The 24011-nt window shown below is 56.7% G+C and carries 16 protein-coding genes; 5 read left to right on the top strand and 11 right to left on the bottom strand.

The window, feature by feature from the left end:
• Position 1: 1 nt before the first annotated feature.
• Complete coding sequence (locus ACG1VR_RS05395) at positions 2–223, bottom strand: zinc ribbon domain-containing protein (protein ID WP_395490395.1); 222 nt, start codon at positions 221–223, stop codon at positions 2–4.
• A gap of 257 nt (positions 224–480) precedes the next feature.
• Between ACG1VR_RS05395 and ACG1VR_RS05390 the strand changes: the two genes are divergently transcribed.
• From ACG1VR_RS05390 to ACG1VR_RS05380, 3 genes are read left to right on the top strand one after another with little or no spacing between them, the layout of a single operon-like run.
• Positions 481–1929: an amidase gene (locus ACG1VR_RS05390; protein WP_395490394.1), complete on the top strand. Its 1449-nt coding sequence runs from the start codon at positions 481–483 to the stop codon at positions 1927–1929.
• Positions 1922–3232, top strand: a complete 1311-nt coding sequence (locus tag ACG1VR_RS05385; RefSeq protein WP_395490393.1) for a purine-cytosine permease family protein — start codon at positions 1922–1924, stop codon at positions 3230–3232. The genes ACG1VR_RS05390 and ACG1VR_RS05385 overlap by 8 nt, the downstream gene beginning before the upstream one ends.
• A complete protein-coding gene (locus ACG1VR_RS05380) occupies positions 3225–3935 on the top strand; it encodes a cysteine hydrolase family protein (protein ID WP_395490392.1) in 711 nt (236 codons plus the stop codon). Before ACG1VR_RS05385 ends, ACG1VR_RS05380 begins: the two co-directional genes overlap by 8 nt.
• Before the next feature lie 57 nt (positions 3936–3992).
• On the opposite strand, the gene der is transcribed toward ACG1VR_RS05380, so the two are convergent.
• From der to ACG1VR_RS05330, 10 genes are all read right to left on the bottom strand, one after another.
• A complete protein-coding gene (gene der, locus ACG1VR_RS05375) occupies positions 3993–5498 on the bottom strand; it encodes a ribosome biogenesis GTPase Der (protein WP_016537735.1) in 1506 nt (501 codons plus the stop codon).
• 122 nt (positions 5499–5620) lie between these two features.
• The gene (gene bamB, locus ACG1VR_RS05370) at positions 5621–6802 is read right to left on the bottom strand and encodes an outer membrane protein assembly factor BamB (RefSeq protein WP_016537736.1); all 1182 of its coding nucleotides are present in this window, start codon (positions 6800–6802) and stop codon (positions 5621–5623) included.
• 10 nt (positions 6803–6812) lie between these two features.
• Positions 6813–7433: a YfgM family protein gene (locus ACG1VR_RS05365; RefSeq protein ID WP_172569199.1), complete on the bottom strand. Its 621-nt coding sequence runs from the start codon at positions 7431–7433 to the stop codon at positions 6813–6815.
• A 35-nt stretch (positions 7434–7468) separates the two neighbouring features.
• Positions 7469–8743: a histidine--tRNA ligase gene (gene hisS, locus ACG1VR_RS05360; protein WP_279048044.1), complete on the bottom strand. Its 1275-nt coding sequence runs from the start codon at positions 8741–8743 to the stop codon at positions 7469–7471.
• 115 nt (positions 8744–8858) lie between these two features.
• Complete coding sequence (gene ispG, locus ACG1VR_RS05355; RefSeq protein WP_016537739.1) at positions 8859–9980, bottom strand: flavodoxin-dependent (E)-4-hydroxy-3-methylbut-2-enyl-diphosphate synthase; 1122 nt, start codon at positions 9978–9980, stop codon at positions 8859–8861.
• A 38-nt stretch (positions 9981–10018) separates the two neighbouring features.
• Positions 10019–11002 carry a cytoskeleton protein RodZ gene (gene rodZ, locus ACG1VR_RS05350; protein WP_016537740.1) on the bottom strand — a complete coding sequence of 328 codons (984 nt, stop codon included), beginning with the start codon at positions 11000–11002 and terminating at the stop codon, positions 10019–10021.
• 428 nt (positions 11003–11430) lie between these two features.
• Positions 11431–12594: a bifunctional tRNA (adenosine(37)-C2)-methyltransferase TrmG/ribosomal RNA large subunit methyltransferase RlmN gene (locus ACG1VR_RS05345; protein ID WP_395490391.1), complete on the bottom strand. Its 1164-nt coding sequence runs from the start codon at positions 12592–12594 to the stop codon at positions 11431–11433.
• A 176-nt stretch (positions 12595–12770) separates the two neighbouring features.
• Positions 12771–13202, bottom strand: a complete 432-nt coding sequence (gene ndk, locus ACG1VR_RS05340) for a nucleoside-diphosphate kinase (protein WP_395490390.1) — start codon at positions 13200–13202, stop codon at positions 12771–12773.
• A gap of 166 nt (positions 13203–13368) precedes the next feature.
• Complete coding sequence (gene pbpC / locus ACG1VR_RS05335; RefSeq protein WP_395491062.1) at positions 13369–15648, bottom strand: peptidoglycan glycosyltransferase PbpC; 2280 nt, start codon at positions 15646–15648, stop codon at positions 13369–13371.
• A 59-nt stretch (positions 15649–15707) separates the two neighbouring features.
• Complete coding sequence (locus tag ACG1VR_RS05330; RefSeq protein WP_395490389.1) at positions 15708–20675, bottom strand: alpha-2-macroglobulin family protein; 4968 nt, start codon at positions 20673–20675, stop codon at positions 15708–15710.
• Positions 20676–20991: 316 nt separating this feature from the next.
• On the opposite strand from ACG1VR_RS05330, the gene ACG1VR_RS05325 reads away from it, so the two are divergent.
• A complete protein-coding gene (locus ACG1VR_RS05325; RefSeq protein ID WP_395490388.1) occupies positions 20992–22536 on the top strand; it encodes a PTS transporter subunit EIIC in 1545 nt (514 codons plus the stop codon).
• Between the two features lie 11 nt (positions 22537–22547).
• The gene (locus ACG1VR_RS05320) at positions 22548–23912 is read left to right on the top strand and encodes a 6-phospho-alpha-glucosidase (RefSeq protein WP_279048067.1); all 1365 of its coding nucleotides are present in this window, start codon (positions 22548–22550) and stop codon (positions 23910–23912) included.
• Positions 23913–24011 lie beyond the last annotated feature (99 nt).

The following is a 24011-nucleotide window of genomic DNA, read 5'->3' as shown; positions in this document are numbered from 1 at the left end:
CTCAGAGCGCGACGGGAACAAACTCCACGCGCTTTTTAGAAATCAGCCCATGGCCGTTCTGGCAGAAATAATCCACCGCACCACACGCTTTCAGCACCTGTAAAGGTTTATGGCAGTCCGGGCAGAGCGCCTCCAGGCGGAAATCTTTGGCGCAGATATCACAGCGAGCGCCCCCGTCCGTTTGTTTCAGTTCGTTTTTACACGCCGGGCAATTCACCATCATTCTTCCCTCCCGCTAAGTCATTAATGGGAACCATTATATACCCATAGCGTTAAAATGGACTCACTCCGGCACTGTGCAAAGGACAGGCAAATTTAGCGCATTAATGCACCATTTTTGCCCAACCTCACCTTCCGTTTACGCGCGCTTGTATCCAGCCTGGTATCCCAGACGGCGGTGCGCCTTAGCCTTCAGTTTTTTGAACCCTTTGGCATGGTAATTGAATGGCTCCCTTGTGCAGCTAAACTGGGAGCCCCCCGATGTTTGATGAATTGTTGGATAAAGATGCGACCACTCTTGCAGCCTTAGTTCGCTGCGGCGAGGTTTCCGCGCGGGAATTAACCCAGGCGGCAATTAACCGGCTGGAGCAGCGGGAGCCTTATATTCAGGCATTTTGCACCGCCACGCCGGAGCTCGCCCTGGCGCAGGCTGATGCCGTCGATGCTAAACGTTCTGATGGGCAAGTATTGGGCCCGCTGGCGGGTGTGCCTTTAGCAGTTAAAGACCTGATCTCTACTGCCGGGGTACGAACAACCTCGGGTTCCGCTGCCTATAAGGATTTTATCCCGGAAGACGACGATATCTGCGTTGAGCGCCTGCTCGCCGCCGATGCCATCCTGCTGGGTAAAACCACCGCGCCCGAGTTTGGCTACAGCGGCGTTGGGCATAATCCGCTATTTCCCTCGCCCCGAAATCCCTGGGATCTAAGTAAAACGCCCGGCGGCTCCAGCGCGGGTTCAGGCGCAGCGCTCGCCGCCCGGCTCTGCCCGATAGCTTTAGGCAGCGACGGCGGAGGTTCGGTTCGCATTCCTGCCGCACACTGCGGCGTATATGGCCTGAAGGCGTCTATGGGCCGGGTACCGCTGTGGCCCGGCTGCCGCGACGAGCGCTATCCGGGAGTTTCCAGCTGGGAGTCGCTCGAGCACGTGGGGCCGATGACGCGCACGGTAAGGGACGCCGCATTGATGATGTCCGTTATCGCTGGCCCGGACATGCGTGACAGGCATTCTATCCCCAGCGCGGATGTTGACTGGCTGGCGGCGTTAGAAAAACCTCTGAGCGGTCTGCGTATCGCGTTTAGCGCCGATTTCGGCTACATCGCCGTCGATCCCGAAGTACGTCAGGTTACCACCGAGGCAGCCCGCCGTTTCGCGCGGGAATCAGGGGCAGAGCTGGACGAAGTAGACCCCGGTATCGCCGATGAGGTGGCCTCCTTCGCTGCGCTGGTCGCCTTTGAAAGCGACCTTTCAGGCATGCGCAAAATACAGGCCGAATTGGGGCCAAAAATGTCGCCGCACCTCAGCGCCATGCTGCAACACAAATGGCGTGCAGAAACTTTTACCGACGCCAACACCACGCGCAAAAAAGTCTGCAACCAGCTTTGGCGCTTTATGCAGCGCTACGACCTGCTGTTGACGCCAACGCTGGCCGTGCCGCCTTTCCCGCTGAATATGCAAGGCCCGGAAATGATCGATGGCCGCATGGTGAGGAGCGACCACTGGCTGTCGTTCTGTTTCCCCTTCAATTTTACCGGCCAGCCCGCCGCTTCCGTTCCCGCAGGTTTCACCGCCAGCGGATTGCCGATTGGGCTGCAAATTGTAGGTCGTCACCTGGACGACGGCCTGGTGCTCGCGGCAAGCGCCGCTTTCGAGCGCATTCAACCATGGAATCATCTCTATCCCGCCTTGCCTGGAGTTGCCCATGAATAACAAGTCCACCCCTGCTCTGGAGCAGGAATTTGAACACGAGCCGGTACCGCTCAGCCATCGCCACTCCACCGGCTCCGTCTCGGCGGTATGGTTTGGCTTCCCGATGATCCTCACTAACGCGCTGTTTGGCGGCATTATCAGCTGGTCCCTCGGGTTCTGGCCCGCCATCATTGCGATTCTGCTGGGCAACCTGGTGCTGTTTGCCTACGTTGGCTCGCTAAGCTGGTTCGCCGGGCATACCGGCATGAACTTCGCCTTACAGGCAAAACGAACCTTCGGCACCAAAGGCTACATTTTGGTTTCGGGATTTCTGTCCACCGTGGTGATTGGCTGGTACGCATTCCAGACCGGCCTGACCGGAACCGTGATTAACCAGACCTTCGGCTGGAACGCCATGGCGGTGACCGCATTCGCCATCGTGCTTTACACCGCCATAACTTTCCTTGGGGTGCGTGCCCTGTCCGTGCTCGGCATGATTGCCGCTCCGCTGTTCGTGGTGCTTGGGCTTGTCGCCTTATGGCTGATTAGCCAGACCCACGATTTCAGCACCATGACCCAGTGGCGCGGCAGCCCTGCCGCCGTCGGCACCATGAGCATGGGCACGGCGGTAACAATGGTTATCGCCGGTTTTGCCGACTCGGGCACGATGACGGCAGACTTCACCCGCTGGTCAAAAAACGGCAAATCAGCGGTCATTGCGGCCTTCTCTGCTTTCCCCGTAGCCAATGTCATCTCTTATCTTTTCGGCGTCGCTATCGTTGCCGTGGGGGCGGCCGTTGATCCGGCAAGCAACGGCGGCAACTTCCTGCCAATGCTGATGGGCCACGGTGAAATTCTGTCGGCCATCGCCTGCCTGTTTGTCTTTATCAACCTCGGTTCTGTCTGTACCCACTGCCTGTACAACGGCGCGGTAGGCTACAGCCATCTGTTCCACAGCAAAATGCGCCTGTGGACGCTGATTCTGGGCGCAATCGGCGGGGCGTTAGCACTTGCGGGCGTCTGGTCATATTTCCTGGAATGGCTGAGCCTGCTGGGGGTTGTAGTTCCTCCGTTTGGCGCAGTAATGATCGTTGATTTGATCTTTATGGCCAAAATTAGCCAAAACCGTAAAACAAGCCGCATGCGCGGTGGCGCCTTTGCGGCATGGGCTATCGGTAGCCTCTGTGCCGTGGTAGCTCACCTGCTGTTCCCGCAGTTTGGCGAAGCGGTTATTGGCCTGGTCACCGCCGCCGTCAGCTACACCCTGATAATGAAGCTAAAACGCGAAACGTCGGTCACCGTGCTGGAGGAAAAAAATGCCTGATTACGCTATTCACTCAACGCCCTACGCCTGGCCGTTTGACGGCAGCTACAGCACCAGCGATACCGCACTTATGGTCATAGATATGCAAACTGATTTCTGCGGTAAAGGGGGCTACGTCGACAGCATGGGCTACGACATCGCGCTGACTCGCGCGCCGATAAAACCCCTGCAACGTGTGCTGGCCCGCATGCGTGAGCTGGGCTTCCCGATTATTCATACCCGCGAGGGGCATCGCCCTGACTTAAGCGACCTGCCGGAAAATAAGCGCTGGCGCTCAAAACGGATGAACGCCGAAATAGGCGCTCAGGGTCCCTGCGGCCGCATTCTGGTTCGCGGAGAGCCGGGCTGGGAAATCATTCCCGAGCTGGCACCGCTTCCGGGAGAAGTGATTATCGACAAACCGGGGAAAGGTTCTTTTTATGCTACCGATCTGGAGCTGATTTTGCGCAGCCGGGAAATCCGTAATCTGATCCTGACCGGCATTACAACCGACGTCTGCGTGCATACCACGCTGCGCGAAGCTAATGACCGAGGGTTTGAGTGCCTGGTACTGACCGACTGCTGTGCAGCAACGGAGCTGAAGCACCACGAGGCGGCGTTAAGCATGATTCATATGCAAGGGGGGATTTTTGGGGCTGTGGCGAGTTCAGAAACTTTACTGGAAGGGCTTGCGGGCAAAACAACAACGGCGCTGGCCGTTTAACGCTTAAACCAGTGTGCTCCCCTTCTGGCGAGGAGCACATTGGCTATCAATCAGGGATTATTTACCCTTTTTGATATGCTTAATCAGACGCTTACGCTTACGCATCTGGTTTGGCGTCAGGGTGTTACGCTTACCGGCAAACGGGTTATCCCCTTCCTTGAACTGAATGCGGATAGGCGTGCCCATCACGTCCAGCGATTTACGGAAGTAGTTCATCAGATAACGCTTGTAGGAGTCCGGCAGGTCTTTCACCTGGTTGCCGTGGATAACCACGATTGGCGGGTTATAACCCCCGGCATGAGCGTATTTGAGCTTAACGCGACGGCCGCGAACCAGCGGTGGCTGATGGTCTTCCGCCGCCATGTTCATGATGCGGGTCAGCAGCGCGGTGCTTACGCGACGCGTGGAGCTGTCGTAAGCTTCGCGAACGGACTCAAACAGGTTGCCAACGCCGCTGCCGTGCAGGGCGGAGATGAAGTGTACGCGGGCGAAGTCGATAAAGCCCAGACGGTAGTCCAGCGTCTCTTTCACCTGCTCGCGGACTTCGTTGCTCAGGCCGTCCCACTTGTTAACCACGATAACCAGTGAGCGCCCACTATTCAGGATAAAGCCCAGCAGCGAGAGGTCCTGATCGGAAATGCCTTCGCGGGCATCAATCACCAGCAGCACAACGTTAGCGTCTTCAATCGCCTGCAGGGTTTTGATTACCGAGAATTTTTCTACCGTGTCGGTGATTTTCCCACGCTTACGAACGCCTGCGGTATCAATCAGAACGAATTCACGCTCATCGCGCTCCATCGGAATGTAGATACTGTCGCGGGTGGTGCCCGGCATGTCGTAAACCACCACGCGTTCTTCGCCGAGGATACGGTTAGTTAGCGTTGACTTACCCACGTTAGGGCGGCCAACGATAGCGAGCTTAATCGGCAGATCCTGAGGGTTGAAGGCTTCTTCTTCCTCTTCTTCGGCAAGCTCTTCGTCTTCAGAAATGATGCCATTTTTGGCATTGAACGCCGCCCAGTAGGCTTCGTCTTCGTCAATTTCTTCCGGTTTTTCACGCGGGTCGACATCGTCCATCCACGGCACCAAAACGTGTTCCAGCAGGCTGGTTACGCCGCGGCCATGGGAGGCAGCAATCGGGTGGATTTCGCCAAGGCCGAGGGAATAGAAGTCGATCACCGCCTGGTCCGGATCAAGACCGTCGGTCTTGTTCGCCACCAGGAAAGTCGGCTTCTGACGGGAGCGCAGGTGCTGAGCAATGGCTTCATCCGCAGGCATCAGGCCCGCTCGAGCGTCCACCATAAACAGCACGACGTCTGCTTCTTCGATTGCCAGCAGAGACTGCTCCGCCATGCGCGTTTCAACGCCGTCTTCCGTGCCGTCGATACCGCCGGTATCGATGCAGATAAATTCACGCCCTTCCACTTCCGCACGACCATATTTGCGGTCGCGTGTCAGCCCCGGGAAATCCGCAACAAGCGCATCACGGGTACGCGTTAAGCGGTTAAACAAGGTGGATTTACCGACGTTAGGGCGCCCAACCAGCGCGACCACAGGTACCATTATAAAAGCCTCACTACTCAAAATTTATTAGTAAAACAGCGGAAATTTACGCTGTTTTTAAAAAACCAAAACGGCTCCCGTACTTCGGGAACCGTTTCAAACATTTTAGCTATCAGGCAAATCTAGCGTTTGATGGCGTACAGCGTGCCGTCTTTTGCCTGGATAAGCAGTTTGTCACTGGCAACCACCGGGGTGGTCTGGAAGCCGGAGCTGTCCACTTTTTGCTGAGCGACAAAGCGCCCATCATCGGCATTGATCCAGTGCATATAGCCTTCGCTATCACCAACCACCAGGTAGCCGTTATACAGCACCGGAGCGGTCAGGTTGCGGTGCAGCAGATCGCTCTGCGTCCACAGGGTTACGCCGCCATCGGCGTTGAGGGCAACAACGCGGTCGTTCTGATCCACCAGGTAGATGCGGTTTGCATCAACGATGAAATCATTAACCGAGCCCATTTCACGTTTCCACATGATCTGGCCGGAGCGCAGATCCAGCGCCGTCAGGTTGCCGTTATAAGCCAGGGCGTAAACCACGCCATTCACGATAACCGGCGTGGTGTCCACGTCGCTCAGACGGTCGATTTCAGTCGCACCGGTCGCCTGGGAGATGCGCTGCTGCCAGATAATTTGGCCCTGCTGCATCAGTACCGCGCTTACGCGGCCGTTATCGCCGCCAACAATCGCTGCGCCAAATGCGGTAGCCGGAGCAGATTCGCCGCGCAGTGACAGAGAAGGCATGTCGAGGTTAACGGTCCATTTCACCGCACCATCGGCTTCGTTCAGCGCCTGCAGCATACCGTTGCTGGTATGAATAAGCACCAGACCGTCGCTGATGACCGGACGAGACAGCGCTTCACCGGCCACTTTTGCCTGCCAGGCAATGCTACCGTCAGAAGTATTCAGAGCGAAGACTTTCGCCTTCTCGCTACCCACGTAGAGGTGCGCTCCGTCAACGGTCAGGCCGCCTGAGAGCAGCGCCGGAATATTGCTGGAGAAGAAGCCGGTTTTCTCAGAGAGATCGACCTTCCACACTTCTCTTCCGTCGTCCGCACTCACAGCTTTAACCACGCCGTGGCGGTCAGCGGCGAAAATGGTGCTGTCCTGCCATGCCGGATGAAGGTTGGAGTAGAAATCACCGATTCCGTTACCTACGGAGGTGTTCCACGCTTTTTCCGGGGTGAACTGGTTTTCCACGGTCGGCAGCGGGGACATTTTAACGACATCTTCTTCGCCACTGAACAGGGAACAGCCGCTGAGCAGCGTCAAAGAGAGCAGCCCTGGTACAAATAGTTTACGCAATTGCATCGGGTCCCTCTTAGCTGGACAAATTATTGATTTTCATCTGCATCATTTCACGCAGCGCCGGAGAAGCATTGGTCTGGGAACCTTTGCTCCACGCATCACGGGCGCCTTGCTTATCCCCTTTACTGAGCAGCGCTTCGCCGCGCAGGTCAGCAACAATGGCCGCCCAGCCTTCGCCTTTAACGCCATCAAGCGTTTTCAGCGCCACGTCAGCCTGCTTTTGCTGGATCTGAACGCGGGCCAGGCGCAGGTTAATCAGCGCCTGCATGTTTTCGTCTTTGGTGCTGCTAAGGCCGGTTTGTAGCTGGGTAGCCGCTTTGTCTAAATCGTTTTTATCAACGAACTGCTGCGCCAGCTCCAGCGCAGCCAGTGCGCCGTAGGTGTTTTTATTGTCGGCTGCGAATTTCTCTACCGCTTCCAGAGTCTGCGGCTGGTCGGCTTTGACCGCGCTGGTGACGTTCTGGTAAGCCAGAGAAGCTTCACGCATGGAGTCGTCCTGATGGCCGTTCCAGTAACGCCAGCCCACCAGAGCGCCGATACCCAGCACAACCCCGACTACCAGCGCTTTGCCGTTTTCTGCAAAGAAGCGCTTTACCGCTTCCATCTGATCGTTTTCGTTCTCGTAAACTTCCACGCAGTCCTTCTCCTTAACCAATAATCACCGGGTGATTAACCCAGTAACGCCTGCAGGTGGGCGGCAGCATCGGCTTGCGCCACGTTTTGTTGCTCACCTGTGCGTAAATCCTTAACCACGACTTCGCCTTTAGCGACTTCGTCTTCACCCAGTACCAGCGCAACGCGAGCGCCCCACTTGTCGGCACGAGCGAACTGCTTCTTAAAGTTACCGCCGCCATAGTTAGTCATTAACTTCAGCGCCGGAACCTGGTCACGCAGTTTTTCTGCCAGCAGCATCGCCGCGCCCTGAGTTCCCTGACCGGAAGAGATCAGGTACATATCGACAACGGATTCTGCTTTAAATTCCGGATTAATCGCCTGAACCAGTAAAACAAGACGCTCAAGACCCATAGCAAAGCCAACGGCCGGTGCAGCGCGCCCGCCAAGTTGCTCTACCAGGCCATCGTAGCGGCCGCCGGCACAAACGGTTCCCTGCGAGCCAAGGCTGTTGGTAACCCATTCGAATACGGTGCGGTTGTAGTAGTCCAGGCCGCGCACCAGACGCTGGTTCACGGTGTAGCTGATACCGGCGGCGTCCAGGTACTGGCACAGGCCAGCAAAGTGTTCGCGGGACGCTTCGTCGAGGTAATCGCCAAGCTGAGGCGCATCGTTCAGCAGAGTCTGAACATCCTGATTTTTAGAGTCCAGCACGCGCAGCGGGTTGCTGTACATGCGGCGCTGGCAATCTTCATCCAGCTTCTCTTTGTGCTGCTCAAGGAAAGCAACCAGCGCATCGCGGTAGTTTGCGCGAGCTTCAAGAGAACCGATGGAGTTCAGCTCAAGGCTGACGTGCTGGTCGATACCCAGCGCACGCCACCAGCGGGCGGTCAGCATGATTAGCTCGGCGTCGATGTCCGGGCCGTTCAGGCCAAAGACTTCCACACCCAGCTGGTTAAACTGGCGGTAACGCCCTTTCTGAGGACGCTCGTGGCGGAACATCGGCCCGATGTACCACAAACGTTGTTCCTGATTGTACAGAAGACCATGTTCGATACCGGCACGCACGCAGCCCGCGGTGCCTTCAGGACGCAGGGTCAGGCTGTCGCCGTTGCGGTCCTCGAAGGTATACATTTCTTTTTCAACCACGTCGGTCACTTCGCCGATAGCGCGTTTGAATAACGGGGTCTGCTCTACAATCGGCAAACGGATTTCGCTGTAACCGTAGCTCGCGAGCACCTGCTTAAGAATGCCTTCAATACGCTGCCAGATGGCGGTTTCGCCCGGCAGGTAATCGTTCATGCCGCGAATGGCTTGAATGTTTTTTGCCACGTTTTTTCTCTGCTTTATATACAAAAAATGAACCCGAAATCAGGCCATTCACTCAGGTAAACGGCCGTGCGGGTTCAATCATACACGGGAAGCCTTGTGCTTCCCATGCTTCGCATTATTTTTCCAGCTGTTGGATATCGATACGCTGCTTTTCATCCAGCATGCTGGCCTTGGCACGAATGCGCGCTTCGAGCTGCGCAATCATGTCATCGTTGTCCATACGATCTCTCTGGCGCACGCCATCTTCGTAGAAACCGCTTTTCTTATTACCGCCGGTGACCCCAAGGGTTGAGACCAGTGCTTCGCCAGGACCGTTAACCACGCAGCCGATGATAGAAACGTCCATCGGGGTAATAATGTCTTCCAGACGCTGTTCGAGCGCGTTAACCGTCCCGATAACGTCAAACTCCTGACGCGAACAGGTTGGGCAGGCGATGAAGTTGATCCCGCGGGAGCGAATACGCAGCGACTTCAGGATATCGAAGCCCACCTTGATCTCTTCTACCGGATCCGCCGCCAGCGAAATACGCAGCGTGTCGCCGATCCCTTCAGAAAGCAACAGCCCGAGGCCGATCGCAGATTTTACCGCACCGGCACGTGCCCCGCCTGCTTCGGTTATCCCGAGGTGCAGCGGCTGATCGATCTGCTTAGCTAACAGGCGGTAAGACTCAACTGCCAGGAAGACATCAGAGGCTTTTACGCTGACTTTGAATTGATCAAAGTTGAGACGATCGAGATGATCTACATGGCGCATAGCGGATTCGAGCAGCGCCTGCGGCGTTGGCTCTCCGTATTTTTCCTGCAGATCTTTTTCCAGAGAACCGGCGTTAACGCCGATGCGGATAGGAATATTTTTGTCACGCGCGCAGTCAACAACGCTGCGAATACGCTCTTCGTTACCGATGTTGCCCGGGTTAATGCGCAGGCAGTCCACGCCGTATTCGGCGACTTTAAGGGCGATGCGGTAATCGAAGTGAATATCGGCAACCAGCGGAACGTTAACCTGCTGCTTAATCAGCTTGAACGCTTCTGCAGCGTCCATCGTCGGCACGGATACGCGTACGATATCGGCACCAACGCGTTCTAATGCTTTGATTTGATTAACAGTCGCTTCCACATCAGTGGTGCGCGTGTTGGTCATCGACTGAACGGCGATAGGTGCACCATCGCCGATTGGCACATTACCGACGTAGATCCGTTTGGATTTGCGACGTTGGATTGGTGCGGCATTATGCATGGTAAATCTCCACAATTACCCGTCCGGGTTGGCGCTGATTATTCAGCACCCACGGTCAGACGCGCAACCTGGTTAGTTCTGATAAAACGACTCAGGTCCACAGGTTTACCCTGGTATTGAACCTGTACTGCGGCCGGTGCACCAATTTTTAACTTATAAGGTGCCTTGCCGGCTAAATTCAGGCTAGCGCCTTTGCGTTGGATGCCGCTAAACAGTTTTTTACCGGCGGCGTCCGTTACTTCCAGCCAGCAGTCGGCGCTAAAGTTCATCGCCAGACCTTCAGCATTCTGCGCAGGCGCGGTGGTGCTGGCCGGGTCAGTTGGCAGCTGGCCAGCGGTTGGCGCTGGAGCGGTTTGTGCGTTATCAATCGGCGCCTGGCTTGGGGAGACAACGGCAGACTGCTGGGCGTTATCAGCCGGGGCAGTTTGCTGTGCTGTCGCGGCCGGAGCCGCGCTGTCAGAAGCCAAAGGCTGAGCCGTGGAAGGCGCAGGTGATGCATCAGCAGGCGCTGTTGCATCGCTACCGGTGTTCAGCGGTACGGACTGGCCGCTGCTGGTAGAGAGATCGGTTGTGGACTGATCGGCCATGGTCGAAATTTCTTCCTGCTGCGCTTTGTGGTTTTGCCACCACCATGCGCCCGTCAGGCCAACCACAACAAACAGAACCAGCCAGGTAAAACTCATCAGCCAGCCGTCGCGCTTTTTACGGCGCTTGCCCAGGGAGAAGCTTTGCATTGGCTCAACTTTAGCGGCCTTGATAGGCGCCTGTTTGGCCATCATCGGCAACAACTCTTCTTCCGGGATATGAACCAGTCGCGCATAAGAGCGGATATAGCCACGCAGGAAGGTCGACGCCAAATCGGCTGGCGCCTTATCGTCTTCGATGTCCCTGACGGTGGAAACCTTCAGGCACAGTCGTTCAGCCACGGCTTGTTGGCTGAGACCAAGTTGTTCACGCGCGTTGCGTAAACGCTCGCCCGTGGTTTGTGCTGCATTTGATTCGTTAGTGGCTTCAGTATTCATTAGCTACAACTGCTGGTACTGTTCAAATTAAAGAATTTGGCACGAGTCCTGTACCGCAACGTCTCCGCTACGTCAGATTGACTCGCACCGCGAAACAAATCTGATACCTGAAGGAAGGCTAACCCTCAGCAAAAATACCCGGTTTCTGCCGCACGCTTCACGCTCGGCGCGCATTTTTCCGGGCTACCGGACCAGCCGGTTAGTTAACCATAGACACCCTTCGGCGGGCTGTCTGTTAACTTTACGAAATTGAAACAACTAAACTGTTGTTGTGCGGCTACATACTGCCTCAAAGCCGCCGGAAACGCACCGTAATTATTGTGCAGAAGAGTGTATTAGGACACGTTATTGACTGTTCATGCACTTTTGGCCGTTTTTTATACCGTGCGGAGCAACCCTCGCCCCGCACGGTAACCGGCTGTCGGCTATCAGACCGCTTTCACGGCAATAGCTTCGCCCTGCATACGCTTACGCATGGTGCGCTTGGTACGGTCGATAACTTCGCCCGCCAACTGACCACATGCCGCGTCGATATCATCGCCGCGAGTCTTACGCACGATGGTAGTAAAACCATAGCTCATCAGCACTTTAGAGAAACGGTCAATACGGCTGTTGGAGCTGCGGCCATACGGCGCGCCCGGGAACGGGTTCCATGGGATCAGGTTGATTTTGCACGGCGTATCTTTCAGGCATTCTGCCAGCTGATGCGCATGCTCGGTGCCGTCGTTGACATGATCGAGCAGGACATATTCCACCGTTACGCGGCCCTGGTTAGCGTTGGATTTCTCCAGGTAACGACGTACCGCCGCCAGGAAGGTTTCGATGTTGTACTTCTTGTTGATAGGCATGATTTCGTCGCGGATGTCGTCGGTCGGCGCGTGCAGGGAAATTGCCAGCGCAACGTCAATCATATCGCCAAGCTTATCCAACGCCGGCACGACGCCAGAGGTGGAAAGGGTTACGCGACGTTTAGACAGGCCAAAACCGAAGTCATCCAGCATGATTTCCATCGCCGGAACCACGTTGTTCAGGTTCAGCAGCGGCTCGCCCATGCCCATCATCACCACGTTGGTGATAGGACGCACGCCGGTTTTCTTCTGAGCGCCGATAATCTTCGCGGCGCGCCAGACCTGGCCGATAATTTCCGATACGCGCAGGTTGCGGTTAAAGCCCTGCTGCGCGGTAGAACAGAATTTACACTCCAGCGCGCAGCCAACCTGAGAGGAGACGCACAGCGTGGCGCGGTCTTCTTCCGGGATGTATACGGTTTCAACCAGCTGGTCGGCAATCTTGATGGCCCATTTAATGGTGCCGTCGGCGGAACGCTGCTCTTCTGCAACTTCCGGCGCGCGGATTTCAGCAATTTCTTTCAGCTTGTTGCGCAGAACCTTGTTGATATCCGTCATCTCCTCGAAGTCATCACTGCAATAGTGATACATCCACTTCATGACCTGGTCGGCGCGGAACGGCTTCTCGCCGAGTTCGGCAAAAAACTCGCGCAGCTGCTGACGATTGAGATCCAGCAGGTTAATTTTTTCGGCTTTATTGGAAACGACAACAGGTGACGCTTCAGGCGTGTTCATATCAGACATAATGTTTTCCGGCCTCGTTGTTACACGTTATGGCCCCTGGAGGGTTAGAAAGAGAAACGCCCCGGTGAGCTGGCTCGTCCGGGGCGTGGCATTGTACAAATTCTATGGCTCGGATGCCACGACTGAAAGCAAACTACAAAAAATTAAGTGTAAGTTTACTTACAGATTAGGAAATTTTAGCGCGTGCGCGGGCACACTTCGCCTTCGCCGAAGAAATAGGCGATTTCGCGAGCGGCGGATTCTACGGAGTCAGAACCGTGGGTGCCGTTCTCGGTGAAGCTGTCAGCGTAGTCTGCACGCAGAGTCCCTGCCAGCGCGTTAGCCGGGTTAGTTGCACCCATCAGATCACGGTGACGCTGTACCGCGTTTTCGCTTTCCAGCACGGAAACAACAAGCGGGCCGGAGGTCATGAACTCAACCAGACCGTCGAAGAAAGGTTTGCCTTCGTGCTCGGCGTAGAAACCACGAGCCTGCTCAACGGTCAGGTGCAGCATTTTTGCGCCAACAATTTTAAACCCTGCAGATTCAAAACGAGCATAAATGTTACCAACAACGTTTTTTGCCACCGCGTTTGGTTTGATGATGGAAAAAGTACGTTCAATAGCCATGATTACCTCTGTAAATGTTCTGTGTGTCCGGGAAACCCGGTTATGAAATTGGCGCAGATTATAAAGAGCAAGTGTGCCGTTGCCTATGGATGGAGATAACATTTTTTTAAAATAAGATGAGTTTTAGCAACACAGCGCTTTTGAGGCGCTAAATTTCACTTTCCACCTACTGGAGCGTGAAGTTTGCGCTGGCTATCTGCCCGGACTCATCCATCACCAGCACCTGGTATTCACCCGGTTTATTAAGCGTTAGCGCCAGCCCCGCGCCGCCGGTATCTTCATTCTCGCCGTTAACAAACCACCAGCGCTGCCCCAGCCCACCCTGGCTGGTAAGCCTCAGGAGCAACTGCGTTTGCCCCGGCAGGCGTTTCAGAATCGTGCCGTTGCGTACCCCCAGCAATAATAACGGCGTTGCGCTCTCTTTTTGCAAAGGTGGGCAGGTTGCAGACGGCGGCGGGAGGCGCTCCGCCCTGCGTTCAGCCTGCGGCAGCCAGGGCTCGAGAGGGAGCGGCCATAATGCGACAACCTGCTGCCGGGCGCCAGGGCAGTCAGGCGCGACTCTTTTCCCTGCATCGTCCAGCCAGATAAGCTGCCGCGTTCCCTGAACACCTTCCTGCCCCGCCGCCTGCAAGGTTGGCGGCTGGCTGCCGTCCAACAACCAGGTATTTATTCTGCGACGGCAGTTGATATCACCTTGCGGCAGTGCCTGCCCGCCCGGCCAGCAGATTTCACCGGAGCTAACGCTGGCTGGCCGCGGGTCAGTCGGCAAATGAAGCTGCTGAACCCGGGAATTGGCCTGCAATAGATTGTTGACCTGGTTTAGCAGCGGCACCGCGCTGCCAAGCCCAAACTGCCCTGCCACCGGCGTACTGTCCGGCCTGCCGGTCCAGATGCCTATCAGGTAGCGGGAATTCATGCCGATGGCCCATGCATCGCGGTAGCCGTAGCTGGTTCCCGTTTTCCATGCCAGGGGGACAACGGGGGGCAATGATGAATCCGGCTGAGGCTGTGCCTCACCCGCCAGAATACGGCGAATAATCCATGCCGCTCCCGGCGACATCAGCGGCCGTTCACGTAGTTCATCCGTGCGGAGTAAACGCAGGTGTGCAGCCTTGCCGTGCCGGGCAAAAGCGCCGTAGGCGGCAACTATCTGGTCAAGCCTTGCCCCGCCGCCGCCAAGAATAATCGACAGGTTAGGCTCGCTGCCCTGTGGGAACCGAAGATTCAACCCGGCGTTTGCCAGCTGCCCGGCAAACCGTTTCGGGCCATAGGCCTCAAGTACCTGCACTGCCGGTAAATTCAAAGAACGCACCAGCGCATCGCCCATGCTCACCGGGCCATGAAAACCAGTGTCGAAGTTACCGGGCCGATAGTCGCCAAAGCGGCGCGGCACGTCCTGCAACAGTGAAGCTGGATGTATCAACCCCTCATCCAGCGCCAGGCCGTAAACAAAAGGCTTTAGCACAGAGCCGGGCGAGCGAACTGCGGTAACCATATCAACATGCCCGAACCGGGTGTCATCGTTGATATCGGCGGAGCCAACCCAGGCACGAACCTGCATCGTGGTGTGGTCAACTACCAGCATCGCAAGAGAAGAGCGGGCGGGTAACCGCGCCTTCCACCCCAGAGCCAGGTCTTCAAGCTGGCGCTGCAAAGAAGCATTCAGCGTGGTAGAGATAAGCGTATCTCTGGTACGTGATGCCAGATAGCGAGACAGTAGCGGAGCCAGCTGCGGCATCTGCCGTGGCGCAAGCCAGATGGGTTCCTGTAAAGACTCATTAACCTGCCGCTGCGACCAAATACCCTGCTCCGCCATACGGCGCAATACTTTATCCCGCGCTTGCTGTGTTCTCTGTGGCCAGCGGTCCGGGCGCAAACGGCTGGGAGCCTGCGGAAGCACCGCCAGCAGCGCAGCTTCTGAATAGCTTAATTGCTCCGGGGATTTACCAAGATAAGCCCAGCTTGCCGCGCCAATGCCCTGTAGCGTACCGCCGAATGGGGCACGATTTAGGTACAGCGTCAGGATCTCAGTTTTAGAAAGGTGCCATTCAAGCTGTAAAGCCCGCCAAACCTGGCGAACCTTACCGCCGAAGGTGCGGGGATGAGGATCGAGCAAACGGGCAACCTGCATGGTCAGCGTGCTGCCACCGGAAACGATCTCCCCGCTTCGCAAGTCCTGCCACGCCGCACGCAGGATCGAGAAAGGGTTAATACCAGGATGATCCCAAAACCAGCGATCTTCGTAGCCGATCAACGCTTCAAGGTAACGGGGAGAAACCTGCTCCACGGTGACCGGGTAGCGCCAGATCCCTTCATTGTCGGCAAAGCGCCAGAGCGGCGTTCCATCCGCAGCAACCACAACGCGCGCCGGATTGACCTCATGCAGAGGCAGCGGCCAGATTCTGTCCGCAAGCCAGACTAAACAAACGGCCAGCAGCGGCACCATCAACCACAGATAGCGCCGCCGCCAGCGCGGCCTTGACCCGTTAAGCACCGACTTTCTGCTTACGGCACAACGGTCAAGGTACCGGTAGAGCTACCGGTTGCCCGCCACTGCGGTACATACATTGATTCAACCTGCGGCACCGGCACGCTGTAGCTACCCGGCGTTACCGCACGGGCCAGATAGATAAGCGTGGCATGCTGGCCTTCATTGAGCGGAAGCGCGGCAACAAAGCGATCGTCACGGAATTCAATATGCTGAATGTCCTGCTGCTGCATCTGGTTCAGCAACGTTTGCGCGCTGCTCGCGCTGTCGCCCAGGCTGGCGCTGCTGTTGGCAAGGTTCTGGTTCTCAAGCTCCAGACCCGCAGGCAGTAAATCGACCACCAGCGCATCCGGAACGTTTTTATCGGCCCAGACATCCAGCCAGACCATCACCAGTTCGCCGCTTTTCAGGGAGGAGAGCGGCCTGCTATCGCCCTTAGCGTCAAGGAAGTGACGTTCAATATGCAGCACATTGCTGTATGCGGCAGGAGCCTGCTGCGGGTAACCCGAGCTATCGACACGCAGATAAAGGCTGGCCGTACCGGTGTTGGTAACCTGCAGGCCGGAAAGCTGCTCTGCCGTCAGGTTGCGGGTCACCGCCTGGCTGGAGGCCAGGGCCTCAGCACTCAGCGAAGTTTGAGCCTGCCAGTCGCCTTTTACATTTTGTAGCCCATGCCCGGCAAGGAACAGCGCATTGCTTTCCTGAGTGGAGAGCCAGCGCTGGCTCCAGGCCATGTCAGAAAGCTCAAGCAGCAGCTGGTTCTGGCTATCCGGCAGCAGCTTGTTCTCTTCCAGCAGGCTCAGCATCATTGCTTTATCCCGCAGTTCGCTACCGTAGTCGGCCATCCAAATTTGCTTCTCGCTACGCGGGGTTTTCAGACCCAGGGCAATAGCCTGCTGCCCACGGGCTTCATCCCCCATCAACTTCAGCGCTACGCCAAGCTGTACTATCGGCAGGCCAGCACGCGCCTGTTGGTGCCGCTGCCAAAGCTCGCGTAAAGCCCCCAGAGGTGCTTTTTGCTGGCGGGCAAGAACCAGCCCGGCATAGGCCTGAACCGCAAACCGGCTTGCCGCTGCGTCATCGCTGTAGCGCAGGGCAATTAGCCCCGGGTCCTGGAGATAGCGCAGCAGGCGCTGGTTAGCGTTATTCAGCGCATCGCCGTTCACGCTGTAGCCCTGTTCGCTGGCGCGAGCCAGGAAGTCCGTAACGTAAGCCGTCAGCCAGTATTCCTCCGGCCCGGATTTATCCCACAGGCCAAAGCCGCCGTTATCGCTCTGCATTTCCAGCAGGCGAGCAATGCCGATATCTATAGCCGAACGGCGCTGCTGGTCGCTAATTCCCTTAATACCCAGCGCAGCCAGTTCGGCCTCGTTGGTATACAGCGACGGGAACAGCCCGCTGGTCGTCTGCTCCAGGCAACCATAAGGGTAGGCTTTCAGCTCACGGATATAGCGCGCAAGGTTCAAAGGCGGACGGCCGCTTAACAGCAACTGCCCTTCCAGCGTTGCCGGAAGCAAGCCTGAGCGATGAGACAGCGGTATATTCCAGCTTTCGCCGGGTTTAACCACCGAGCCGCTGTTTACCGTCTGCGCAGGGAAGGCCGGGCGAACGCCAATCTTCCACTGCTTATGAGGAGCGGTAACGCTCTCTCCCGGCAGGGCCAGCCCGTTGATAACCGCGTTGAGTTCTCCATCGCCAAAACCTTCAAGCGCGCGAACCGGGATAAACAACGTACCGCGAGCGCCGGGCGCCAGCTTCACGTCGATGGTTGAAGCACCGTTAAGCGCCAAAAGCCCGCCAGCGCTAAGCACAACGTTAAGCTGTTGGGGCTGGTCGGTCAGGTTGGTGAGATCAAGCGCCAGGCGGCTGGTGTCTCCCCCGGCCATAAATCTCGGCGCGGCAAGCTCACTAACCAGTGGGGCGGCTACCGTCACCTTCTGTTCGCTGTTGCCAAAACTCTCGTCGGTCCAGGCCTGCGCCATTACTCTCAGCTCGCCGTTGAAATCACCAATCGGCAGCGTCACCGTTCCCTCGCCTTTTTCATCCAGCTGAACCGGCTGAGCCTGCTGGGCAATAATAGTGACGTGATTGACCGGTTTTTTACCGCCGCGGCTAAGCTCATCGCCTTCATCGCCGTCCCCGCCAAAGCGCAGCGCGGCCAGCCTGCCCTCACCTTCTATTACTTGCCCATAAACATCATAGATGTCCGCCCCGTAGCGTTTACGGCCAAAGAAGGCATCCCACGGGTCCGGGGTTTTATAATCGGTAATGCTGAGTACGCCGCTGTCCACCGCCGACAGCAGAACGTTAATCTGCTTCGGCAGTTCACCGTTTTTCACGCTGGCCTTCACTTTTACCGTCAGGTTCTGGTTCGGGCGCATTTTAGCCGGGCTTTCTAAAGCCAGGCCCAGGCGGCGGCTTTCATCCCCCAGCGGCAGGTGCAGAATGCCTACGGCGCGTTTTGGCGTGGCGGAGCGCGCTTTGTCTCCGGGGCGGATAACCACGGTGCTCAGGTAGAGGTCATGGCGCTGCCAGCTCTTATCGACCGGAATAGCCAGGTCCATGCCGCCTTCGGGGACATCAATCTCCTTCCACCACAGCGGGCCATCGCTGGACTCCACCAGGGCGTAACCTTTGCCTGCCGCAGGGGCAGCGATATGCAGGTTAATGGTGTCGCCTGCTTTATAAGACGGCTTATCAATTTTGAGTGTCACGCGGTCCGGGCGTACGGCACCGGTACCGTCGCTGTTATCCTGCCAGCTGTAGCCCGCCCAGAAGCGCACGCTGCTGACGATATTGCTTTGCGGGTCACGAACTTCCAGCCGGTAAGAGCCCCATTCCACAGGGAAAGCTACTTTTCCGGTTTCCCCGGCGGCCAGGGTTAATTTCTGCTCGGCTTCTACCAGGTCTTTCTGGTCAAACTGAGACTGCCACCCGGCGCCATCTTCCCAGCTCCAGTAGTAGTCACGGCGCTCACGTATCAGGCGCACATCCAGGCCGCTTACCGCTAGTTTCTCGCCTTTCGCATTGGCATAAACAATATCGAACCCGGCGCTGCTGTCTTCGTCAACAATCGGCTGAGTACGCGTGGTATCGGTGCGGTAGTCATACACATCTTTGCTGGCAAACTGCGGGCGAATCCCCGGCAGCGCCTCCGCAGGCCAGATAGGTTGTTCAACTCGCCGGGTGACCGGACGCCCGCCGGACTCCAGCAGGCTCGCCTGCAACACCAGGCGCAGCGGGGAATGTACGTCGCCCCACTGGCTTTCGGTGCTGACCGTAGTATGCCCCTGCTCATCCAGCGTTAGCTCAACCGCGTCAAGGCTGCGCGAGAGGTTTTCTTCGTTGATATCACCAAACTGGAAGCCCGGAAGCCCGGAAACTGCCTCACGCAGCGGGCGCAGGAACAGCTGCCCCTGTAGGCTATTACCGGCGGCCGGTGCGCCGTAAAGATAACGGCCTGCCACGTCAAAACTGACGGTATCTTCAGGCGCTACCGGCACGCTTTGCGCCGTCAGATTCAGCGCCATGCGTTCCGGCATAAAGTCTTCAACTTTAAACGACCAGCTGCGCGGCTGATTATCTCCGGTGTTGACCCTGACCTGCCAGTTACCCGTAGCGGCATTCTCGCTTAACGGATAAGTAAACTGGTACAGGCCGTTCTCTGATTGCCAGACTTCGGTGCGCGCGACCTGCCCGTCCGGTTTCACGACTTCCAGCTTCACCGGCTGCGGCGGCAGCGGTTTTCCATCGCTGTCTCTGAGCAGGGCGTTGACGATAACGGACTCTCCCGGGCGATAGAGATCGCGCGGGCCGAACATAAAGAACTGCTTGCTGTAACCCTGCTCTCCGGCAATATCAAATTCGGCCAGATCCAGCGCAGGGCGGCTAAGGTCGAGCAAAGAGGTTTGCTCTCCGTTACGGGCGAGCAGCAGCGTTCCTTTATTGAGTTTCTCCAGCGTTGCGTGGCCGTCACCGTCGCTCTTACCCTGGCCAACCGCCTGCCCTTTCTCATTTAGCAGCACGATCTCTACGCCGGCCTGAGCCGCGCCGTTTTCAAGGCTCTGGGTAAAAACATCCAGCCTGTCGTGGTAGCGGTGAACGGAGAGGCCAATATCGCTAAGCGTGAACAGCGTTGCGGCATTGCTGTAGGCGTAGTGGCCCGCCTGATTCATCACGGCAAGATAAACGCCTGGCTGCTGAAGCGGCTTGATATCCCCCAGCGGCAGCAGCAGCTTTTCACGCGTGTTGCGGGCAGGATTAAGGTCGAACCGGCCGGTATACACCAGGTCCGCCAGCTTCAGCAGGTTGTCGGACTCCCAGTTAGAGACTGAATTGCGGTACTGCCACTGGCTAACAAACGAGCTTAACGAGCTTTCTTTTACGCGATAGAAGTTAACGTCCACCTTATCGACGTTAAGCGCCATCACCGGCAGACCGGCAATCACTTTGGTTGGCAGGAGCGAACCACGGCTGGCAAAGCCCACGCTCGGCTGTATATCACGAGTGGTAATTTGCTTTTCAAAGTTAGCCTCAAGCGTCGCTTTGTTTAGCGCGACCAGGCCGCTGTCTACGGAGACAATCAGGCTTCGTTTCGGCTCAAGATGGCGCAGGCGCAGCTCTTTTAACGAGCCGGAAAGCTCCCAGGCACCGTCCACTTTACCGCTGGTTTTATCCACCAGATGGGCGACTTTATTGAAGTCCTGATTGGGGTCCAGGGGAATAGAAAAGGTTAAAACCAGCGTGCTGGCACCGTCCAGCTGCACTTCAGAGGCATCCAGCAGCTTAAGCGGTTTACCGGCGGACTGCTGCGCCAGCTTCTCAAGCTGCGAGGCATCCGGCTTTGCTTCAGGTGCGCCGTTTTTCGCCACCGCAGCAGCAGAGTCTGGTGCTGCCGTCTGCTGCTTGCTTTTATCGTCACAACCCCAGAGTGCCAGCATGCCGCACACCAGCGCAGCAAGGCCAGCAAAACGTAGTGAATTCATTGTTTCATCCCTGGCCAACAAGGCCCGCTAAACATTACGTAGAGCAAGTATTATGCGGATTAGCCAGAAAAGCGAAAGTCCAACCTCCAGTCTTGCGTGGCACCTCGAAAATTTCGCCCGGCTCCGGGAAAAAATCATCTTCACCACGCTCCTGATTTGCCGCAGATCACACTCTAAAAGGTTACATGTAACCTTCCGGGTTATTTGTTTTTAAAACAATCGCATAGTTAGCAAACGCCGGGGAACTGCTGTTACCTTTTAAGCCTGCCGCAGCGGTAATGCGATGTCTGTGAAATCAATAATAAGAGACAGCCAAATGAAGAATGCCGTCAATGCCCTACAAAATTTCGGAAAATCACTCTACGGCCCGGTGCTCATTCTGCCCATCGTTGGGCTGTTTATTGCCTTCGGTAACGTCTTAGGCAACGGTAACCTGGCTGAATACCTGCCGTTTCTCGGCCACTCCGCCATTCAGCACTCAGGCCAGCTGATTGCTAAGTCGGCGGTTTCGGTACTGGCTAACCTGGCGCTGGTTTTTGCCGTCGGTATTCCCATCGGGCTTGCCAGCCGCGACAAGGGCTACGCCGCGCTTATCGGCCTGGTGACGTTTATCGTCTTTATCAACGCCATGAGCGTGGTGCTTCAGCTACAGGGCAAGCTGGTGCCCGTAGAGCAGATGCGTACGGCCGGTCAAAGCATGGTGCTGGGCGTTCAGGTGCTGGAGATGGGCGTGTTCGCCGGGATCCTCACCGGCGCGCTTTCCGGCTATTTATACAATCGCTATTCAGGCGTGCAATTTTCCGGGGCCATGGCTATCTATTCCGGGCACTGTTTCGTAGCCATCATCATGCTGCCTGTATCCATGCTGCTGGGCGTAATAATGAGCGAGCTGTGGCCTTTTGCTCAGCAGGGTATCAGCGCCCTCGCGCTGGCGATAAAAGGGGCAGGAGCATTTGGCGTGGCTATTTACGGCTTTCTTGAGCGTATTTTAGTCCCGACCGGTCTGCATCATCTTGTCTACACCCCGTTCCTTTATACCGAGCTGGGCGGCACCGCCGACGTCTGCGGGAACGTCTACCAGGGTGCACGCAATATTTATTTCGCCGAAATGGCCTGCCCAACCGTGCGCCAGCTAAGCGACACGGTAGTCTGGGATGCGCGCGGCATCAGCAAAATGTTCGGCCTGCCCGCCGCCGCCCTCGCTATGTACATGACGGCCAAACCCGAGCGCAAGGCCGCCGCGAAAGCCATTCTGATCCCGGCAGCTCTCACCTCATTATTAGTTGGCGTGACCGAGCCGCTGGAGTTCTCTTTCCTGTTCGTCGCCCCGATGCTGTTCGGCGTTCATGCCGTGCTGACCGGTCTGGGGATGATGCTGTTTTATCTGCTGGGCGTTCACGCTATCGGCGCTAACGGCCTGATTGACTTCATTCTTTACAACCTGCCTCTAGGCACGACCAAATCCAACTGGCCGATGTACATCGTGGTCGGGCTCACGATGTCGGTCATCTACTTCCTGGTGTTCCGTTTCCTGATCCGCAAGTTCGATATGAAAACGCCGGGCCGCGAGGATGAAAGCCAGGAAACCCGCCTCTACAGCAAGCAGGAATATCAGGCTCAGGGCAATAACAGCGGGCTGGGTGAAGCCATTATCGAAGGATTAGGCGGCCGCGCCAATATTGAGGTGGTCGATAACTGCTACACCCGCCTGCGCGTCACGGTTCTCGACGTAACCACGATAGATGAGCCACGCCTGAAGGCCACTGGAGCCAAAGGGGTGCTCAAGCAAGGCAATAATGTTCAGGTGGTCTACGGGCTGCATGTCAAAAAAATGCGTGAAGCCGTAGAAGCCTTTCTCTAAAGGAGCCAAAAATGTTTAAACCCCCGTTTATTTTGTCCATCGCCGGTGGCGGCAGCACCTATACCCCCGGCATCGTTAAGAGCCTGATGGTGCGCCTGGAGGATTTCCCGCTGGCCGAAATTCGTCTGTACGATATTGACGGCGAGCGCCAGGCCATCATTGCTCCGGTGGTAGAGAAAGTCATTCGTGACCACAGTCAAAGCATCAAATTCACCGTTACCACCGACCCGGAAGTGGCCTTCAGCGGAGCGCATTTTGTCTTCGCCCAGATGCGCGTCGGCCAGTATAAAATGCGTGAGCAGGACGAAAAAATCCCCCTGCGCCACGGCGTTGTTGGCCAGGAGACCTGCGGCCCTGGCGGGCTGGCCTACGGGCTGCGTACAATTCTGCCGATGGTCGAGCTGTGCGATCTCGTTGAGCGCTACGCTCACCGCAAGGCCTGGATAGTGAACTACTCCAACCCGGCAGCTATCGTCGCCGAAGGCGTGCGCCGCCTGCGCCCGAATGCCAGAGTGCTGAATATCTGCGATATGCCGGTGGCGGCGATGCGTAATATGGGCGCCATTTTGGGCGTCGATCGTCATAAGCTTGAGGTTGACTACTTCGGCCTCAACCACTTCGGCTGGTTTACCCGCGTACTGGTTGACGGCGAAGATCGTCTGCCGGAGCTTCGTCGGCATATAGCGAAATTTGGCCTGCTGACCGAAGATGCCGCGCAAACCGATCCTCAGCATTCCGATCCGTCATGGGTTAAAACCTGGCGTAATATCAAACCGATAATGGATCACTTCCCGGATTACCTGCCGAACCCTTATTTGCAGTATTACCTGATGCCCAATGACATTGTCGGGCATCAGGATCCTGACTATACCCGCGCCAACGAGGTGATGGATGGCCGGGAGAAAAAACTGTTCGCCGCAGCCGCTGAGTACCAGCGCACGGGAATATTGCCGGATGCTTTCCACGTCGGAGTACACGGCGCATTTATTGTCGATGTCGCCTGCTCGCTGGCCTTCGACCTGCGCCAGCGCCATTTGGTTATCGTGGAGAACAAAGGGGCTATCGCCAACCTGCCTTATGACGCAATGGTTGAAGTCCCCGCCTATATCACCAGCGAAGGGCCGGAGCCGGTTCGTATGGGAGCCGCACCGCTATTCCAGCAGACGCTTCTGATGCAGCAGCTCGCCAGCGAACAGCTGCTGGTGGAGGCGACAATTGAGGGGAGCTACGAAAAGGCGCTTCAGGCCTTTACCCTCAACCGCACCGTGCCCACCATGCAGCACGCCAAAGCCATTCTCGATGAAATGATTGAGGCAAACCGGGATTACTGGCCGCAGCTCCAGCAAGCGTGGCGCAACGGTGAGTCCGTGGATTAAATCAGTTTTAAGAAGTAACTCGCGGCGTGAAAGAAGGTTGCTTGCTGGCTGGCGGAAAAACACCGACAATCCGATTTTCCTTGATGAATCGGAGACCTA

It is taken from the genome of Cedecea davisae, assembly GCF_044095835.1.
Lineage (GTDB): Bacteria > Pseudomonadota > Gammaproteobacteria > Enterobacterales > Enterobacteriaceae > Cedecea > Cedecea davisae.
This window is presented reverse-complemented; position numbering and strand designations above follow the sequence as displayed.

Bases quoted from the DNA above. Each gene is read 5' to 3' on its own strand.
- ACG1VR_RS05320 (WP_279048067.1), top strand. From the start codon at position 22,548: ATGTTTAAACCCCCGTTTATTTTGTCCATCGCCGGTGGCGGCAGCACC.
- ACG1VR_RS05330 (WP_395490389.1), bottom strand. From the start codon at position 20,675: ATGAATTCACTACGTTTTGCTGGCCTTGCTGCGCTGGTGTGCGGCATG.
- ACG1VR_RS05325 (WP_395490388.1), top strand. From the start codon at position 20,992: ATGAAGAATGCCGTCAATGCCCTACAAAATTTCGGAAAATCACTCTAC.
- ACG1VR_RS05380 (WP_395490392.1), top strand. From the start codon at position 3,225: ATGCCTGATTACGCTATTCACTCAACGCCCTACGCCTGGCCGTTTGAC.
- ACG1VR_RS05390 (WP_395490394.1), top strand. From the start codon at position 481: ATGTTTGATGAATTGTTGGATAAAGATGCGACCACTCTTGCAGCCTTA.
- ndk (WP_395490390.1), bottom strand. From the start codon at position 13,202: ATGGCTATTGAACGTACTTTTTCCATCATCAAACCAAACGCGGTGGCA.
- pbpC (WP_395491062.1), bottom strand. From the start codon at position 15,648: ATGGTGCCGCTGCTGGCCGTTTGTTTAGTCTGGCTTGCGGACAGAATC.
- ACG1VR_RS05385 (WP_395490393.1), top strand. From the start codon at position 1,922: ATGAATAACAAGTCCACCCCTGCTCTGGAGCAGGAATTTGAACACGAG.
- ACG1VR_RS05395 (WP_395490395.1), bottom strand. From the start codon at position 223: ATGATGGTGAATTGCCCGGCGTGTAAAAACGAACTGAAACAAACGGAC.
- rodZ (WP_016537740.1), bottom strand. From the start codon at position 11,002: ATGAATACTGAAGCCACTAACGAATCAAATGCAGCACAAACCACGGGC.
- ACG1VR_RS05345 (WP_395490391.1), bottom strand. From the start codon at position 12,594: ATGTCTGATATGAACACGCCTGAAGCGTCACCTGTTGTCGTTTCCAAT.
- ispG (WP_016537739.1), bottom strand. From the start codon at position 9,980: ATGCATAATGCCGCACCAATCCAACGTCGCAAATCCAAACGGATCTAC.
- der (WP_016537735.1), bottom strand. From the start codon at position 5,498: ATGGTACCTGTGGTCGCGCTGGTTGGGCGCCCTAACGTCGGTAAATCC.
- bamB (WP_016537736.1), bottom strand. From the start codon at position 6,802: ATGCAATTGCGTAAACTATTTGTACCAGGGCTGCTCTCTTTGACGCTG.